12 protein-coding genes are annotated in these 16,563 nt (G+C 65.5%); 8 read left to right on the top strand and 4 right to left on the bottom strand.

Annotated features, from left to right (window positions below; all coding sequences use genetic code 11):
• Positions 1–18: 18 nt before the first annotated feature.
• Positions 19–405 carry a DUF2809 domain-containing protein gene (locus tag F0U60_RS28300; protein ID WP_395804123.1) on the bottom strand — a complete coding sequence of 129 codons (387 nt, stop codon included), beginning with the start codon at positions 403–405 and terminating at the stop codon, positions 19–21.
• A gap of 89 nt (positions 406–494) precedes the next feature.
• Here F0U60_RS28300 and F0U60_RS28295 point away from each other — a divergent pair, with 89 nt between their 5' ends.
• Both F0U60_RS28295 and F0U60_RS28290 read left to right on the top strand, forming a co-directional pair.
• Positions 495–1,862 carry a TIGR02996 domain-containing protein gene (locus F0U60_RS28295; protein ID WP_395804121.1) on the top strand — a complete coding sequence of 456 codons (1,368 nt, stop codon included), beginning with the start codon at positions 495–497 and terminating at the stop codon, positions 1,860–1,862.
• Between the two features lie 294 nt (positions 1,863–2,156).
• Positions 2,157–3,662, top strand: a complete 1,506-nt coding sequence (locus F0U60_RS28290; protein ID WP_395804119.1) for a hypothetical protein — start codon at positions 2,157–2,159, stop codon at positions 3,660–3,662.
• 135 nt (positions 3,663–3,797) lie between these two features.
• On the opposite strand, the gene F0U60_RS28285 is transcribed toward F0U60_RS28290, so the two are convergent.
• Both F0U60_RS28285 and F0U60_RS28280 read right to left on the bottom strand, forming a co-directional pair.
• Complete coding sequence (locus F0U60_RS28285; protein WP_395804117.1) at positions 3,798–4,679, bottom strand: NAD(P)-dependent oxidoreductase; 882 nt, start codon at positions 4,677–4,679, stop codon at positions 3,798–3,800.
• A gap of 169 nt (positions 4,680–4,848) precedes the next feature.
• The gene (locus tag F0U60_RS28280) at positions 4,849–7,797 is read right to left on the bottom strand and encodes a hypothetical protein (protein WP_395804115.1); all 2,949 of its coding nucleotides are present in this window, start codon (positions 7,795–7,797) and stop codon (positions 4,849–4,851) included.
• Between the two features lie 643 nt (positions 7,798–8,440).
• On the opposite strand from F0U60_RS28280, the gene F0U60_RS28275 reads away from it, so the two are divergent.
• The 4 genes from F0U60_RS28275 to F0U60_RS28260 all read left to right on the top strand — a co-directional run bounded on the left by F0U60_RS28275 (position 8,441) and on the right by F0U60_RS28260 (position 11,031).
• Complete coding sequence (locus F0U60_RS28275) at positions 8,441–8,581, top strand: hypothetical protein (RefSeq protein ID WP_395804113.1); 141 nt, start codon at positions 8,441–8,443, stop codon at positions 8,579–8,581.
• Between the two features lie 96 nt (positions 8,582–8,677).
• Positions 8,678–9,412: an SDR family oxidoreductase gene (locus tag F0U60_RS28270; RefSeq protein WP_395804111.1), complete on the top strand. Its 735-nt coding sequence runs from the start codon at positions 8,678–8,680 to the stop codon at positions 9,410–9,412.
• A 183-nt stretch (positions 9,413–9,595) separates the two neighbouring features.
• Complete coding sequence (locus F0U60_RS28265; protein ID WP_395804109.1) at positions 9,596–10,804, top strand: hypothetical protein; 1,209 nt, start codon at positions 9,596–9,598, stop codon at positions 10,802–10,804.
• On the top strand, positions 10,801–11,031 hold the full coding sequence (locus tag F0U60_RS28260) for a hypothetical protein (protein WP_395804107.1): 231 nt from the start codon (positions 10,801–10,803) through the stop codon (positions 11,029–11,031). Before F0U60_RS28265 ends, F0U60_RS28260 begins: the two co-directional genes overlap by 4 nt.
• A 13-nt stretch (positions 11,032–11,044) precedes the next feature.
• Here F0U60_RS28260 and F0U60_RS28255 read toward each other — a convergent pair whose 3' ends face one another.
• Positions 11,045–13,003 (bottom strand): BTAD domain-containing putative transcriptional regulator, encoded by a 1,959-nt coding sequence (locus tag F0U60_RS28255; protein ID WP_395804105.1) that lies wholly within the window; start codon positions 13,001–13,003, stop codon positions 11,045–11,047.
• A gap of 160 nt (positions 13,004–13,163) precedes the next feature.
• Between F0U60_RS28255 and F0U60_RS28250 the strand changes: the two genes are divergently transcribed.
• Both F0U60_RS28250 and F0U60_RS28245 read left to right on the top strand, forming a co-directional pair.
• The gene (locus tag F0U60_RS28250) at positions 13,164–14,336 is read left to right on the top strand and encodes a Kelch repeat-containing protein (protein WP_395804103.1); all 1,173 of its coding nucleotides are present in this window, start codon (positions 13,164–13,166) and stop codon (positions 14,334–14,336) included.
• 568 nt (positions 14,337–14,904) lie between these two features.
• Positions 14,905–16,152 (top strand): alpha/beta hydrolase, encoded by a 1,248-nt coding sequence (locus F0U60_RS28245; protein ID WP_395804101.1) that lies wholly within the window; start codon positions 14,905–14,907, stop codon positions 16,150–16,152.
• Positions 16,153–16,563 lie beyond the last annotated feature (411 nt).

Genomic DNA, 16,563 nt, shown 5'->3' with positions numbered 1-16,563 from the left:
TGAATAGCCGGGAAGGTGTCAAAAGCCGCGTTTTCTCCACCTCCATTCGAGCAGCACCGAGAGGGTGAGTCCGATGGCGTACACCAGCAGATCCCAGGCATCGAAGGTGGAGCCCGTCACGATCACCAGGGGAGCCGACGCTCGCGTGGTAAAGATACGCGCCCATTGCGCCAGCTCGATTCCGACGGCCAGCACGCCAATGGCGCCAGCACGAGCCGCGGCGGGGCCTCGCCAGAAGAGGCTGAGCAGGTGATAGAGAAAGCCGACGACGAAGAGATCCCCTAACGTCCCGCGGGTGAAGCGCCAGCCAGGGCCTCGGTAGAAGAGGACGAAGAGGCCCGCGAGCAGGAAGGCGCATCCGGCGGCGAGGTGGAAGCGGCGGAAACCGTCGAGTCGTTGCTGCATGGGCCTCCCTTGCCATGGAACCTTGAGCGGGAGCCAGTTCCCACGTGGTGGCGCCTGTAGCGCGCGTCTCACCGGTATATCTTTCCGACATGGCTTCTTCTGAAGAGCAGGTGCTCCTGAGGGCTGTCCTGGATGCTCCCCGGGAGGATGCTCCACGGCTCGCGTATGCGGACGGGTGCGCCCGGTGGGGCGACTCAGACCGGGCGGAGTTCATCCGCGTGCAGTGCGAGCTTGGCCGCATGAACTGGGGCGAGCCCCGGGGCCGGCCGTTGTACGAGCGCATGCAGGCGCTGCTCGAAGCCCACTTCGACGAGTGGGCAGGAGCGTTGCAGCCCGTGGTGGCTCCAGCGGGTTTCTGGCGTGGGTTCATCGAGTCCGCCCATGGCTCTCCCCAGGCGCTCCTGTCGCACGCGGACACCCTGAACGAGCGCACGCCCCTCGAGCGGCTCCGTCTTGAGGACTACCCCGAGACTGTCGACGATGACTTCCGCCAGCTGGTGGCCCATCCCCTCATCGAGCGGGTGCGCGACGTGCGGTTCGCCGAGACAGCGATGGGCGCGGAGGGCGTGCGGCTGCTTCTCTCGTCCCCCCGGTTGCGAAGGCTCGAGACCCTGCATCTCGGCGATGAGGAGTGCACGCCCGCGGTCGCGCGTGTGGTCGCGGACCTCCTGCCGCCCTCGGTCAAATCGCTGGCCTTCCTGGGCTTCGAGGCGGCCACCTTCGGTGATGGCGCGGCGAAGGTGCTCGCTGAATCGCCGCGCCTCGGGGGACTGGAGACCCTCTACCTGTACAATTGCCGCATCGGCCCGGAGGGAGCCAGGGCGCTCGGGCGCTCCGAACATCTGGTGCGTCTGGAGAACCTGTATCTCGGGCTCGGGCAGCCTACGGGCAATGAGATACAGGCGGAGGGGGCCAGAGCGCTGGCCAGCGCGGTCTTCCTGTCGGCCCTGGTGGAGCTGGATCTGGATTTCAATTCGATTTCGGATGAAGGGCTGAATGCCCTGGTGGATGCGCGGCGCTCACAGAAGCTCAGGTACCTGCATCTCCGGGGAAATGAGCTCACCGACGCCAGTGTGCGGCGGCTGTGTGAGTCTACGATGATGGCTACCCTGGAAATGCTCGACCTCCGCTCCAACCGGCTGGGGCCCGCGTCCGCCGAGGCGCTGGCTCGTACGAACCCGCCGCGGTTGACGACCCTGTGGCTGTCCGCCAACGCTCTCTCGGATGAGGGCGTGCGAGCGCTCGCACGCAGTCCCTGGATGGCCCAGCTCCGCGAGCTGAACCTGGACGGCACGGGCATGAGCGACAAGGGGGCAGAAGCGCTGTTGCGGTCGCCTTACCTGGACTCGGTTCGCAAGATCATCTGTTTGAACAACAGACTCTCGGGGACGATGGAACAGCGATTGAGCGAGAAATTCGGCTCGCGGCTCGACCGGTCGCGTCTCTCACCCATGTGATCCCAGAGATTGAAATAGTTCTCCATCTCGATCTTTCCGGGACCCGTTCCACCATGCTGAACGAGCTGATTATGGCCTGCGCGGGCCTTCGCTCCTACCCACCTCGCCTGCACCTCAGTCTTTTCGGCCTTCTTGATGCGGAGACCCGTGTACGGCTACGCTGAATCCTCAGCTAAGGGGGGCAACATGGCCGAGACAACCGGTGACAGCACCCGGCAGGGCGCAAAACCCAATAAGAGATGGCTTGCCAAAACGGGCGGAATCGTTCTGGCGCTGACTGCTGTGATAGGAGTGGTGCTCATCATCCTGAGCATCTTCGTACCACCGGAGTTGCGCATCCCGACATCGGTGGGGACTGCCATTGAATTCATCCGGGGTTTGATGGGGCTCGGGGTCATTACTCCCAGCCGCCTCTTCCTGGGGTTGCTTGTCACGGGCAGCATCGCCATGCTGTTGCTCTTCAAGGACAATCAGGGTTTGCGATTGGTCCTCGGGCTGGTGGTCGGGGGACTGACCGTCATCGGTGTCGGCGGAAACCTGCTCGATCCCCAGGTTGTGTGGGGGTGGACTCTTGCCGCGCTCCCGGCTCTGCTTGTGGTCAACCACGGGCTCTACCTGGCACTCATCAAGCCCCGGTTCATCACGGAAGAGGTGCGGCAGAAGGTCGTCCAGCCGCAGGGTCAACTCAAGGAGCTGTTCGATTCGAGTGACCGGTACTTCAGCTCCACCAACATCGCTCTGCGCTACGGCCTGTCGGCCCTGGTCATCTTCGCGATTGGCACCATCATCTTCTTCTGCCTCAACCCGGTCACGGACTGGGCGCTCAACACAACGCTCCTGAAGAACGACAAGGAGTGGATCACCTATCCAACGCTGGAGGCCGCTCGTTTCGGGGCCGTGGGCGCCTATGTCTATGTGTTGCTGTATCTGGGCCAGCGTGGCTTCCGCCATGACATCACCAGCGGTGCCGCATTCTGGTGTGCGGTGACCCTGGCCCTGGGCCCTATCTTCTCGGCGGTCTTCTCCAAGGTCTGGCTCCCCCAGGGGCCGCAGGGCGCTACCAACTGGACCACGCAGGCCATGTACTTCGTGGTGGGCCTCTCTCCTCGCCACATCGCGAAGTTCGTCGAGCAACTGGCACGACGCCTCACCCTCGATCCTGGCAAGCAGCCTCCTCCAGATCGCACCACCCCGTTGACCACCATCCGGGGCATCACTCCGCAGGTCGAGGAACGGCTCATCGAAGAAGGAATTTTCGACACCGCGAGTCTGGCGACCGCGGATCCGCTGCGGCTCCAGCGTGCCACCCACTTCGACAAGCACCAGATTCTGGGATGGATCGACGCGGCCATCCTTGTGCACACCCTGCCCGACTCCTGGAGTGATTTGGAGAAGAAGGGCATCCGGGGCGCGACGGATCTGGTCTGGTACGTACAACAGCCCGGAGGAAGTACGGGCGTAGGTCTCGCCGCGCTTGCGTCTTCTCCCCTGACGCGGGGGCTTCTGGAGGACATCTGCCGACGGCTCGAGGCTGACGTGCAGGTCCAGCGCATCTTGTTGCTCGAGAAACTCACCGCCAAGGAGCTGGCGGTGGAGGAAACTCGGGAGACGGAGAAGAACCCCGGGTCCGCGCAGCAGTCCCCCCCATCTGAGCTCGCGGTCGACTCACTCGCCAAAGCCCTGATGAGAACCGCTCTTCCGGTGGCCACCCTCCTTGTGGGTGGCCCAGACGGTGGGGGGCCAGGCGGTGGTGATGGTTCCCAGGCTGCGGACAATAGGAAGCAGAAAGGGAGCGGGTAGTGGCAGGCCCAGGATAGGCAATCTCCGCGAGCGGGGTGGTCTCGCGAACAAGGCAGACGCACCCCGAAGCTCTTGACACGGGCAGGTCGGTCGGGCCGAACAGCTCCTGCTCGTCCGGCCTCGATGACCCGGCCACTACTCCTGCGTCAGGGTCTGGAACACAGCCGGCAGTTCCTTCTCACCCAGGCCCGCGCTGAGCGCTCGCTTGTAATTGTCGAGCAACTCCTTCGGGAAGCGCGCGCTGAGACGAGCGTCCTTGCTCAGCCGCACGATGTGCTCGATTGCCGCGACGTGGGTATTGAGACTGCACTGGTCGCCAGAGAAGTCGTTGTTCTCAATCATCCCCTGCGCGGCGTCGGCGGTGACGGAAATCAACCCGAGGAACGAGTTCTTCTGAGAGAAGAAGGTCTTGGGGTCCAGGCCTTCCGCCTTGCACATGGCCGCGGCGTGGAGGAATGCCAGGGAGCCTCCGTAGTAGGCCTCGAGAATCGCGCAGTCGAGCGTCGCGGCGGAGCCGATCTTCTCGTCGACGTAGACGGAATTCCTGGCAATGGCCTGGAGGGTTTCGAGGTGCCGGTCGAAGACCGGACGCGACCCGGCGTAGAAGACCGTCGCGTAATCGGTGGCGACGAAACCCGGGTAGGCGAGGATGGCGGCGTCCAGGTAGTCCACGCCGTGTGCCTTCGCCCACTCCAGTCCCGAGCGAGCGTCCGCGGGTGAGCCGCTGGTGAGCTGCACGAGCGTCGTTCCGGCCAGCGCCGGGGCGACGCCCTTGGCGGAGAACACCTCGAAGGAGGCGGCGTAGTTGGACAGGGAGACGACGACCAGTTCCCGTCCCGACACGGCTTCGACCAGGTTCTCCATCGCGACCGTGCCACTGCCCACGGCCTTTGCCTTGCCTGGAGTCCTGTTCCAAACGGCGACGTCGTGACCCGCCGCCGAGAAGGCTCGCGCCAGGGCGCTTCCCATGAGACCACAACCCACCACCGCGATTTTCACAGACCTGCTGGGGGCCATCTTCCGTCTCCTCTCGTTTCGAGCCAGCCGGGGTACGGCCTGGCGGATGGGGCACGCCGGGCAGCCGGACGGCCCAGGAGAAGCTCACCCGTGAGCTTCCCTGGCGAGAGTAGCCGACCCAGGGCCGCTGGCGCATCCGCACCCGGAGGGTGACAGGCCCTTCCATGACTCAGGGAGACAGAATGAGTCGTGCCATCACACGCTCGCTGTTGGTGCTCGCCGAAGCATGGGAGCTGCGATAGGCGACGAGCGAGCGTTCCCCTCCCATGGAGGCAAGAACGGGCTGGGCTTCATTCATCGGCTCGGCGGAGATGACGAAGCCATGGGTGTCGAGCACCGTGCCGGTTTCACTCACCCGCGCACCGTAGACATCAGAGTAGCCGGTGCCGCCACGGAAGTCCTCCCACACGACCAGGAAGTTCGCGCCGTCGTAGACCACCGCCGGGGTGTATTGAATGCTCGTGGAGCCAGCGATGGAAATGCCACTGCGGTCGAGCACCGTGCCGTCGCTGCGCATCCTCGCACCGTAGATGTCAGCACCGCTGCGACGATCCTCCCACACGACCAGGAAGTACCTCCCGTTGTAGGCTACCGCAGGGTCATACTGGCTGTTGGTGGCGGAGGAAATGACGATTCCGTTCGTGTCGAGGACCCTGCCGTCGCGTCCTACCCTCGCACCGTAGATGTCAGCGTTGGTGCTGACGAGGTTGCGTTCGTCCCGCCACACGACCAGGAAGTTTGTCCCGTCGTGGACCAACACGGGGTCAGCCTGGCTATAGGCGGCGGCGGAGATGAGAATACCGTCGGTATCGAGCACCGTGCCATTGCTGCTCACCCTCGCACCAAAGATGTCATGGCTGGTTTCGCTGCGGTAGACCTCCCACACGATCAGGAAGTTGGTCCCGTCATGGGCCACCGCGGGGGCGTACTCGGAGTTGTTGGTGGTGGAGATGGAGATGCCGTTGGTGTCGAGTACCGTGCCGCCGCTGCTTACTCGTGCACCGTAGATGTCGCTACTGCCGCTGCGGGAGTCCTCCCACACAACCAGGAAGTTGGTCCCGTCATGGGCCACCGCGGGGGCGTACTTGTAACTGCCATAGGTAGAGATGGGAATACCGCTCGTATCGAGCACCGTACCGGTTTCATGCACCCGTGCACCGTAGATGTCGCTACTGCCGTTGCGGGAGTCCTGCCACACCACCAGGAAGTTCGTCCCGTCGTGAGCCACCGCGGGAGCGTTTTGGCTATTGGCTGAGGTCGAGATGGAGATGTCACCTGTACCGAGCACCGAGCCGGAGCCGCCTACCTGCGCACCTTGGATATTGGAACTGTTGGCATGGGTGTAGTCCTGCCATACCACCAGGAAATTCGTCCCATCATGAGCCACCGCGGGGAATTCCGTGTAACTGGCGGCGACAGAGATGAGAATGCCGCCGGTGTCCAGCACCGTACCGGTGCTGTTCACCCGCGCACCGTAGATGTCATAGCTGCTGTAGTCCCGCCACACGACCAGGCAGTTCGTCCCCATACAGGCCAACGCGGGGTTCACCTGGTCATAGTCACCCACGAAGATGGGGATACCACTGGGGTTACGCACCACGCCAGTCCCACTCACCTGCGCACCGTAGATGTCATAGCCCTTATCGTTGCGGGAGTCCTGCCACGCGACCAGGAAGTCCACCCCGTTATAGGCAACGACGGGGCGTTCCTGGTTGTTGTAGTCGGTGGAAATGGGGATGCCGCTGGTATCTAGCACCGTGCCGGTGCGGCTCACCCGCGCACCGTAAACACCGCAGCCTTCGCCATAGCCATGGTCGTCACGGGAGTCCTGCCACACGACCAGGAAGTTCGTCCCGTTGTAGGCCACTGCAGGATATCTTTGCTCATTCGCGGCGGTGGAAATGGGGATGCCGTTGGTGTCGAGCACCATGCCGGTACCGCTCACCCGTGCACCGTAGATGTCATAGGAGGTGCCGCTGCGGTAGTCCTCCCATACAACCAGGAAATTCGTCCCGTCGTGGGCCACAGCGGGGGAGCTCTGGCTGTCAGTGGCGGTGGAGATGGGGATGCCGTGGGTGTCGAGCACCGTGCCGGTACCGCTCACCCGTGCACCGTAGATGTCGGAGTAGCCGTTGCGGTGGTCATACCAAACGACCAGGAAGTTCTCGCCACCGTGGGCCACCACAGGTTTGTACTGGAGACTGCTCTCGGTGGAGATGCGAATGCCGCTGATGTCGAGCACCGTGCCGGTACCGCTCACCCGTGCACCGTAGATGTCGGAGCCGTTGCTACGGGAGTCCTCCCAAACGACCAGGTAGTTCGTCCCGTTGTAGGCCACCGCAGGAGTGTATTGGTATCTATCCGCAGGACCATACACTGGCGCGTCCATCCCGAACTCAGGCGATACGATGGGGTCGAGCACGGCCGGATAGGTCGAGGCATCCACCACCCACGCCGGCACGCTCAACACGATGGTGCCCGCCACGAAACGGGCGGACACGGGCGTGCGGTGGCCATCCGCATCCACCCAGGTACCGTGGCCATAGCGCACACCCAGTCCCGAGGCCCCAGCGGCGAAGTGCAACCCGTTGGCTGTCTCTCCCACAAAGCGCCCGCTCTCCACCGGCAGCCGCACCTCGAGCGCCCCTGTTCCCCCGGGCCTCTGCTCGAAGCTCCAGCTCTGCTCCACTCCGTCCTCGCTGTTGCGGAAGTGTTCGGCCACTTCTCCTCGGTCAAGGGTGAGCCCTCCGGTGTCCTTCACCTGGCCCCGCGCCCTCCTGCTCGGCAGCAACAGGTCCCCACGGCTCACCCGGGCGGCGCCAATGCGCACGGGCTCTCCTTCCACGTACTCGCGGGAGGCGGACGCCACCCCTTGCCCTCTCTGCTCTGGCGAGCGCCTCGGGGCCTCCGCTCCCTCGGACTGGACTCGAGGGTGGTGGTAGGGCGTCATGCTGAAGCCGTTGGCCGCCACCTGCACCGCATAGGTGCTGTGCCCTCCCTCCCAGGCCTCGCCTTGGGGCCGGAACGCGAAATGCACCTGCTCCATGACCTTCTGCACATCGAAGGGGGCCTTCTCCTGCCCCGGCTTCGCCGTGTGTGCAGGGGCTTCGTCGTGCAAGGGAAGTGTGCGCTCTTCTCGCGCACAGCCTGACAGCAACCAGGCCGCGAGAACTCCCGCAGCCCATCGAATGCTTGAATGGATATTCATTGTCGGGGTTTATGTGTTTGGAGGTTTATTTCCACCACGAGCCATTGTTCTGCCGTGGCGCCACTGACTCTACCCCAAGACCCGTTCACGGGCGCGGCGAGCCGTGTCACTGCATGAAGAGGTCGCCTCACTGCATCGCCCTCAAGTCGGCTGGTATACTTTCCATGGCCCCCCGATCTCCCTCTGCACGAAAGCACCGTTCGCCGCGCCATCCCTCGTGGACCACATCGTTCGCGCGCACGGGGGCTCGGGTCGGCCACTCCCTCGCGCTCGACGACGTGGCTCCACCCGTCCTGGAGGCGCCGCTCGGCCGAGCGGCAAACGGGCGCTTCACCCGGGCAGGCGAGTAGCGAGCCTGCGCTCCCTCATCTCCCTCTCAGGCACGAGCGAGCCGGTGGTGTCACTTCGATGCTCGTGCGTCTCAATCCTGTGAGGGCCTGCGCTGTTCTTCCTTCCCGGGAGTCTGTCCTCACCAGGCCCGTGGGCACTCTCGCCCCAGAGGCCTGTCGCTCCTGATCGAGGTCAGGGACCGCGCACAGGAGGGGGGTGCACCATGTCATTGGATCATACTCGGGCCGCGAACGTGGAGGGGCTCGTCCAACTCCTGCGAGGGCTGTGCGAGAAGGCGAGCCGGCTCGAACAACGCGGAGAGCGGCAACCCTCGCGCGGTGGGCAGCGGGGGCTTTACTGTTGAAATGCTGGCCGAGTTGCTCCGTCTCACGCGCGAGGCTCAGGCCCGGCTCTTCCCATCCACCGGCCTGGGCTGCGAGGCTGATGAAGAGGTGATGCCATGCGAACCGCAATCGTGACGGGAGGATCCCGCGGTATTGGCCGAGCTGTTGTTCGGAAGCTGGCGGCAGATGGGTTTCGAGTCATCTTCACGTACAGCCACGACGCCGCGGCAGCGAACGCAGTCGAGGAGGAGGAGGCTCGGCTCGGGGGGCAGGTAACGGCCATCCGCTGTGACCAGGCGGTACCGAGCGAGCATGCGGGTTTGCTCGAACGAGCTCGACCCCAGCCCTCGGACACTCCCTATCTCGATGCCCTGATCGTCAACGCGGGAATCATCGACCACGGCTTCATCGCGGACACCACGGAGGCCACTTTTGATCGCGTGTTCGCGGTGAACGTCCGGGGACCGTTCTTTCTGCTGCGAGAGGCATTCCGGCATTTGAAGGACGGCGGCAGGATTGTGTGTATTTCCTCGACGAGTACCGCCTGGCCGTCACGTGGGGAAGCCGTCTACGCCGCGAGCAAGGGCGCGTTGGAGCAGGTGTGTCGCGTGGCTTCGCGCGAGTTTGGCGCTCGGGGCATCACCGTGAACATCCTTTCGCCTGGCCCGACGGACACGGACATGCTTCGGGGTGCAGTGGACGAAGGAACGCTGGCTGCGCTCGCCCACATGACGGCACTCGGCCGGGTGGGCACACCGACGGACGTTGCCGGGATCGTCTCGTTGCTGCTTCGCCCGGAAGCAGCATGGGTCACAGGGCAGAACATCCGGGCCGACGGAGGCCTCACGTGAGGGACGGAGATCCGGCTGCACGATGAGCGCACCGGCTCCAGGCGCGAGCCCGTTCACAGGAAAAAAAGGCCAGTTCACCGCACCGAAGGAGCAACTCACGGAATGTCTCCGGTGCACGCGCGTGCCGCGCTGTAGCGTGGCTGCGCAGAGAGTGGCTGGCACTCTCATCCAAGGAGGGGACTCGTGTTTCGACGTGCGGGAATGGCAGTGGTGCTGGCGTGGGTGGCTGCCGGATGCGGGGACGTGCGCCCGCTCGAGTCCTCCTTCGGCACGCTGCACCACGGAGACGGGGTGCAGCAGTCCGCCCAGGCGGTGGACCTGGTCTGGGAGCTGGTGGCGGGCAGCGGCCAGGGCGTCACGGAGGGTGGCATTGCCACGCAGTCGAGCTTCCCGGTGAATCATCTCACCGCGGGGCCGGACGGGTCAGTCTATGCCCTGGACATCCAGGCCGGCGTCGTTCGCCGCATCTCGCCGGACGGACGTGTCTACACCGTCATTGGTTGCAAGACAGGATGTGCTGTCACGGATGGTGGCGTGGGCGCGCCCGCCACGGCGACGGACTTTGGCTCGCTCTGGGCCCATGCGCTGGGTCCGGACGGGAGTCACTACGTCACGAAGAACAACAACCGCATGTACCGCATCACGCCGGATGGGATTGTCCATCATTTCGCCGGCAATGGTGAGACGCCCCAGGTCGGCACCCATGGAGAGGGGGGGCTCGCCACCCAGGCCAGTATTGGCTACGTTGGTTTCATCAAGGTTTCGCAGGGTGGGGATGTCTACTTCAGCACCGCCGCCAATGCTTATGCCCATCAAAGGCGTATTCGTCGGGTGGATGCGGCGGGAGTCATCACGACGGTGGTGGGCGACGGCTCGGATGTGAAGAGCTCCATGCCTGTTTTTCCCTTGAGCACGGGCGTAGGAGCGTATACGCGCGCCGCGGGATTCACTTCGTCGGGAGCCCTGTATTTCGCGGGGCAGAATGATTACCGCATTCGGATGCTCGGCGTGGATGGACTGGTGCACAGCATCGTGGGGAACGGGGTCTCGGGCTACTCGGGGGATGGTGGGCCGGCGGTGAATGCAGGGATCAGCAGCTTCTTCCGCGAAGGTGGACTCACACTGGGGCCTGATGGTTCGCTGTATTTCGTGGATGGCAATCGAGTGCGCCGCATCGGGCCCGACGGGATTGTCTCCACTGTGGCGGGGACCGGAGTGTATGGAGTCGGGCATCCAGTACCTGGGACCAGCGCCCTGCAGACGGACCTGTATCCCGCGCCCATGCACCTGGCGGTGACTCCGGATGGCGCACTCCATATCGCCTTCAACGCTCCGCACCGTGTGTACAAGCTCGTCCCGTCTTCCATTGACTGGCAGCATGTTCAACCTTGAGGAAGGCCCTTGCCGGGACGTGTGCGCTGGGGCCCCTCGCGGCGGAGGCGGTGCCGGTGCTGCTCCAGTGCGTGCGGACGGGTCGCGGCCTGCTTCAGGTGGAGGTGGCGGAGTTGGTGGGGCGGTTGGGCATGGCGCGCGCGGAGCTGGAGGCCCTGCTCTGCGAGCTGCTCCCTCAGGCGGACAGCGGGGCCCGGGGCAGCCTGGATCCGAGGCCTTCGAGCTGACACCTCCCCGCGCTCAGGCACCTCGTACGACCAGCGCCTCCTGCTGCGAGCGTTCGTCGAAGAGCGCGGCGCGCGCGACGTCTCCCGCCTCCCTCCAGTGGTGGGCGAGGAGCGAGGCGGGAACCTTCCGCTGGGAGAGGTGCTCCGCGACGCGCTGGTGCAACCACACCCCGACCGGAGCGGGAAGGTGCTGGAGCACGGCCTCGTAGAGGAGGTCGTGCGTGAACCAGTGGTCGCGCACGAGCTGCGCGGCCAGCAGCTCCTCCCAGCCCTGCTCGATGTGCAGCGGGTGCGCGTCCAGCACCTGCGCGGCCAGCTCCAGTGAGAACTGCTGCCGGGCCACCGCCAGCAGGCGCGCGAGCCGGAGCGCCGGTGCGGACAATCGCTCCAACCTGCGCTCGAGGATGGCGCCCACCCGGCCCGGAGGGGGAAGCGCGCGGGGCAGGCCCCGGGCCAGCTCCCCGGACTCGATGAGGCTCTTGAGCGTCTCGACGATGAAGAGGGGATTGCCCCCGGTGAAGCGGGCCAGGGGCTCGGCGAACCCCGAGGCCTCGGGCATGTCCACGCCGCCCAACATCTCGGCCACCTCGGACGTGGAGAGCGGTGCCAGATCCACGCGCACCGCCAGTCCGGCATCCGCCATGCGGCGGATGAGTGCCTCCACATGCGGGGCCTCGCCGGGGCGCAGGCCCGCCACCAGGTGCGGCAACCGCGGCATCATCCCGGTGTCCGTGGCGGTGGACACCATGTTGGAGATGGCCTCGAAGCTCGCCGCGTCCATGTACTGGAGGTCGTCGGCGATCACCGTCCCAAAGGACTCGCCCGTGAGGCGCAGCAGTTCCAGCATGGCGCTGAAGAGGCGCACCTTCTCCACCTCACCGGAGGGGGGGAAACTGCCGTCCTCCAGCTCCGGGAGGATGCACGCCAGCGCGCGGCGAGCCCAGGGCGGCAGCACGACGTCCGGCCGCTGCGCGAGCATCAGCCGCCAGAAGCGCGCGTGGCTGGCGAAGGGCACGGTGGTGTCCCCCGGCCGCGAGGCGAAGACAATGGGCCGGCCGCAGGTGGCGGCGAACTCGGTGAGCAGCCGCGTCTTGCCCAGACCCGGCTCGCCCACGACGAAGGCCGGCATGCGTGCCTTCCAGGCCGTCTCCAGCAGCGCCCAGGCCCGCTCTCGTCCGGCCAACACCCGCGGACGCAGGACGGACAGGGGAAGCTCCCGCCGCACGGGCCGTTCCGAAGAGAGCTCTGGCACGCCGCGCTCGATGTCTCGTGCCAGCGCCTGCGTCTCCTCCATGGGCGGCGTCCCCAGCTCGTGCTCGAGCACGGCGCAGCAGCGGGAGTAGGCGCGCAGCGCGGAGGCGCGGTCTCCGAGCAGGCAGTGCAGGCGCATCGAGCGGCGCCAGGCGGACTCGCGGGTGGACTCCTGCTCCAGCACGCGCAGGTTCCACTCCAGGGCGGCGCGCAGCTGGCCCTCGCGCTCGAGTCGCTCTGCCTCCTCTTCGCAGGCACGCAGGCGCAGATCGCGCAGGTGGGCGCGCTGGCCGTGCACCCAGCCACCCAGCTCGCCGCAGTCGTCATAGGCGTAGCCGTGGAGGAACTCTCCCTCCTGGCGTCCCACTTCGGCGTAACGACCGCTGGAGAAGGCTTGCACCAGCCGGGCCGCGTCGCAGTTCAACCGCGGAACGAGGCGCAGCGTCTCCTGCGAGGTATCCACCAGTCCGGTGCCAACGGCCTCCCGTAGCCGGCGCAGGAGTTGGCGCAGGTTGTTGCGCCCCGTCTCGCGTTTGGAATCGGGCCACAGCAACTCGGCCAACGGGGCGCGCGCCGTGGCACCTCGCAGCGCCAGATAGGCCAGGAGCGCGGCCGTCTTGCGCTCCAACCGCTCCAACCGTACCGCCGGTCCCTGGAGGACTGCACCGCCGAGCAGCTCCAGCCTCCAGCCCGTCCCGGCTCCGTCGTCGTGCGCCACCATGCGTCGCCGAACCATCCTTCCGGACGCGCAGCATGCCCCCGAGCCTGGGAGCCAGTCACCTGCCAGTCACTCTCGGCGCGGTAGGTCTTTCGTCCAGGAGGCGGCCCGAGCGTCTCCACAACAAAAATCCGCCTGACTCGCATCCCAAACAGAGGAAGACATGAATCACACGAAATTGCGAACCCTGATGTGCCTCGCTCCCGTGGTGCTGTCCGGTTGCGGCGAGTGGCCTGAAGAGGTGGTCCGTCCCGTGGGCGTGCAACAGCAGAGGCTGGCGGCCTGGGCGCCCACCGCGTCTCCAATGAGTCACGCGCGTTACGATCACACGGCGACGGTGCTCCCCAATGGCAAGGTGCTCGTGGTGGGAGGGCTCGGCGGGAGCACGCTCCTCGCCAGCGCGGAGCTGTATGATCCGAGCACCGGCGCGTGGACCCCGGCCGGCTCGCTCCAGACGGTGCGTTACCGTCACACGGCGACGCTCCTGCCGAACGGGAAGGTTCTGGTGGCGGGAGGTTATGCGGATGGATGGACCGAGAATTCGGTCGAGCTCTACGATCCGGAGACGAACAGCTGGACCCAGAAGGCCTCCATGAACGAGAGCCGGGCTGGCCACACGGCGACGCTGCTGCCGGATGGCAAGGTCCTGGTCGTGAGCGGCGAGGTGAACACCGAGCCCGTGTACACCTTCGAGCTCTACAACCCGGTGACGAACACCTGGAAGTCGAGCGAGGAGCTGTGTGTCGTCAATTCCTTCCCTTGCGAGACGCCGTATTTCTCGCAGCCTCGCTCCGGTCACACGGCGACACTGCTGCCAAACGGCAAGGTGCTCATCATCGGGGGAGGGGGCCTGTATGAAGACGTCGTCAGCGTGGAGCTCTATGACCCGGAGACCTATGCGTGGACCCCGCTCACCAACCTGACCGACGAACGCTCCAGTCACACGGCGACGCTGCTGCCGGATGGCAAGGTGCTCGTGGCGGGTGGCTACGATGCGTCGTTCAAAATCCTGGCTTCCGCGGAGTTGTACGACCCTACCGGGAACGGCACCACGACCTGGCTCGAGCACACCCTGAGCGAACCGCGCCGGGGTCACACGGCGAGCCTGCTCGCGAACGGCAAGGTCCTCGTCGTGGGAGGCAGGGCCAATACCTCCGTCAGCAACTCCGCCGATCTCTACGATCCCTCCACGAAGACCTGGTCCACGACCGTGCCCATGACCAGCGGGCGCGTCTGGCACGAGGCGAGCGTGCTGCCGACGGGGCAGGTGCTGGTCACGGGCGGCTATGACTCGAGTGGAGCCATCCTGTCCTCCGCCGAGCTGTACACGCCATAACCTGGCTCAGCCGCGGCGCGCCTGACGCTTCGTCTCATGGGTGTCGACAGCCGGGGCAACCCCGCGCTCGCTTGGCACGAGAAAGACGTGGTGCTGGTGCGTCGCTGGACCGGCACCGCGTGGGCACACATCGTGCATTGAAGGCCCATGCCGAGGAGGCGGCGGAAATCGACGCCCTGGGTGACACTCCGCGGGTCCGTGGGGTTTCAGGGAGCAAATGAATGAATCACGAAACAGAAGAACGAAGCCAATGCCCGAGGTGGTAACCTCCCTCCCTGCTCACCTCCAGCGTTCACGCGGTTCGCAGTGGGGTCTGCTCTCCGTCTTGATTCTGACGGCCGTGGCGGGTTGCTCGGACAAGGCCCCTCCCGACGCGGCTCCGGGGGAGGGGAGGCCCCTCCTCTGGGGGAATTGCCCGGCGCTTCCGGAAGGCGCCACCCGAGACCCTCGCCAAACATGTGCGACCCTTCAGGTCCCGCTGGATTATCACCACCCGGATGGGCGCACCCTCGAGCTCGCGATCTCGCGCATCGCCACCGCCAAGCCGGACTCCCGACGAGGCGTTCTCTTGTTGAACCCGGGTGGACCGGGGCTCGGAGGACTGGATCTTCCGAGTCTGGCCGCCACCGTGCTGCCTTCCGAGGTTCTCGAGCGCTACGACCTGATCGGATTCGACCCTCGCGGTGTGGGTCACAGCTCTCCTGTCACCTGCGGGCTGACCGACGTCAGCCTCGTCGACCTCTTCCCGTACCCCGCCGCGGACGGCTCGATCGACGCGAACGTCGCCCTCGCCCGCGAGACCGCGGCTCGATGTGCCGCATCCACTTCGGGCGACGTCCTGCCATTCATCACCACCGCCAACACCGCCCGCGACATGGAGCAGATCCGTCAAGCGCTGGGGGAGGGGAAGATCTCCTACTGGGGCCAGTCCTATGGCACCTACCTGGGGGCGGTGTATGCGTCCTTGTTCGCCGAAAACACCGACCGGATCGTGCTCGAGGGAAATGTGGACCCCACGAGTGTCTGGTATGGCACCTACCACTACTGGGGCGAGGGCATGGCCAGCCGATTTCCCGATGCCGCCCGCTTCGCCGCGGCGAACAACGACACCGTCCACTTCGGCACGACCGTGGAGGAGGTGACGGAGGCGTACCTCGAGCTGGCGAGCCGGCTCGACGCGACCCCCGCCTCCATCCCTGGAACGAGCGCGCGGATCTCAGGGGGGCTGTTCCGAACCGTCACCTACAGCCTGTTGCAAAGGAATGAGCAGATTCCGCTCCTCGTCCAATTCTGGCGCGCTATCGACAATCTCACCGCTGGAACTCCCACCGCCGAGGATGCCGCGCTGCTCCAGCAGGTCTTCGCCCAGGAACCGGCCAGGGCGGACGTTCCCGCCGACAATCAGACGGCTGTCTTCCTGTCGCTCGCCTGTGGTGACGCGAGCTGGCCCACGGACATCGAGGTCTACAGGAAGAAGACCGCCGAGGACCGGGCTGCCCATCCGCTCACCGCCGGCATGCCTTTCAATATCTGGCCGTGCGCTTTCTGGAAGACCCAGCCTCGGGAGGCCCCAGTCGAGGTGACCCGCCAGGGAGAGCACAACATACTCCTGCTGCAAAACCGACGCGACAACGCGACCCCATGGGAATCCGGGCTGGGCATGCGAAAGGCCCTCGGGGCGCGCGCGACGTTTGTCGAGCTCGACGCGGGCGGCCACTATGTCTACGGTCAGGGCTCATCCTGCGTGGATGGCGTGTTCAATACGTTCCTCGTGACCGGACAACTGCCCCAGGGCGACGTCTCCTGCGCGAATTAGCGCGGTTGGAGCGCTTCGAGGCCCCCATGCTCGAGAGGCTCTCCGCCATGGGCCGGCGGCTCGGGCTCCGCTCCGAGCCGCGGGTGTTCTTCCTGTGGGAGAACTCGGACTGACGGCTCCGCACGCTCGGTCAACGGACCACGCGGTCGGCGGGATCGATTGATTCAGGAACGGTATTCATCGATGCAGACTCTGGTTTAGACGGGAACGGCGCTTCCTTTCATAGTCTGGCATGCCGCTCGCCTCGCCATGTCATTGCCAGGCGGGGCATTGCTTAGGCTTGAGTCGTTTTCGTGGAAGTCTTCAGCGCCACCCAAGTGGTGATTGCGCTCTAATCGGGGGTAGACAATGATTGCATCGAGAGCGGTGGTTTTTCGAAAGAAGCGCCATTCATTCCAGTCCCTGGCGTTG

Origin of the sequence: Archangium minus, from assembly GCF_044360475.1 — a bacterium.
In the GTDB taxonomy this organism is placed as follows: domain Bacteria; phylum Myxococcota; class Myxococcia; order Myxococcales; family Myxococcaceae; genus Archangium; species Archangium minus.
The sequence above is the reverse complement of the archived record's forward strand: the minus strand, read 5'-3'. Positions and strand labels throughout refer to the sequence as shown.

Bases quoted from the DNA above. Each gene is read 5' to 3' on its own strand.
- F0U60_RS28285 (WP_395804117.1), bottom strand. From the start codon at position 4,679: ATGGCCCCCAGCAGGTCTGTGAAAATCGCGGTGGTGGGTTGTGGTCTC.
- F0U60_RS28275 (WP_395804113.1), top strand. From the start codon at position 8,441: ATGTCATTGGATCATACTCGGGCCGCGAACGTGGAGGGGCTCGTCCAA.
- F0U60_RS28270 (WP_395804111.1), top strand. From the start codon at position 8,678: ATGCGAACCGCAATCGTGACGGGAGGATCCCGCGGTATTGGCCGAGCT.
- F0U60_RS28250 (WP_395804103.1), top strand. From the start codon at position 13,164: ATGAATCACACGAAATTGCGAACCCTGATGTGCCTCGCTCCCGTGGTG.
- F0U60_RS28300 (WP_395804123.1), bottom strand. From the start codon at position 405: ATGCAGCAACGACTCGACGGTTTCCGCCGCTTCCACCTCGCCGCCGGA.
- F0U60_RS28255 (WP_395804105.1), bottom strand. From the start codon at position 13,003: ATGGTGGCGCACGACGACGGAGCCGGGACGGGCTGGAGGCTGGAGCTG.
- F0U60_RS28295 (WP_395804121.1), top strand. From the start codon at position 495: ATGGCTTCTTCTGAAGAGCAGGTGCTCCTGAGGGCTGTCCTGGATGCT.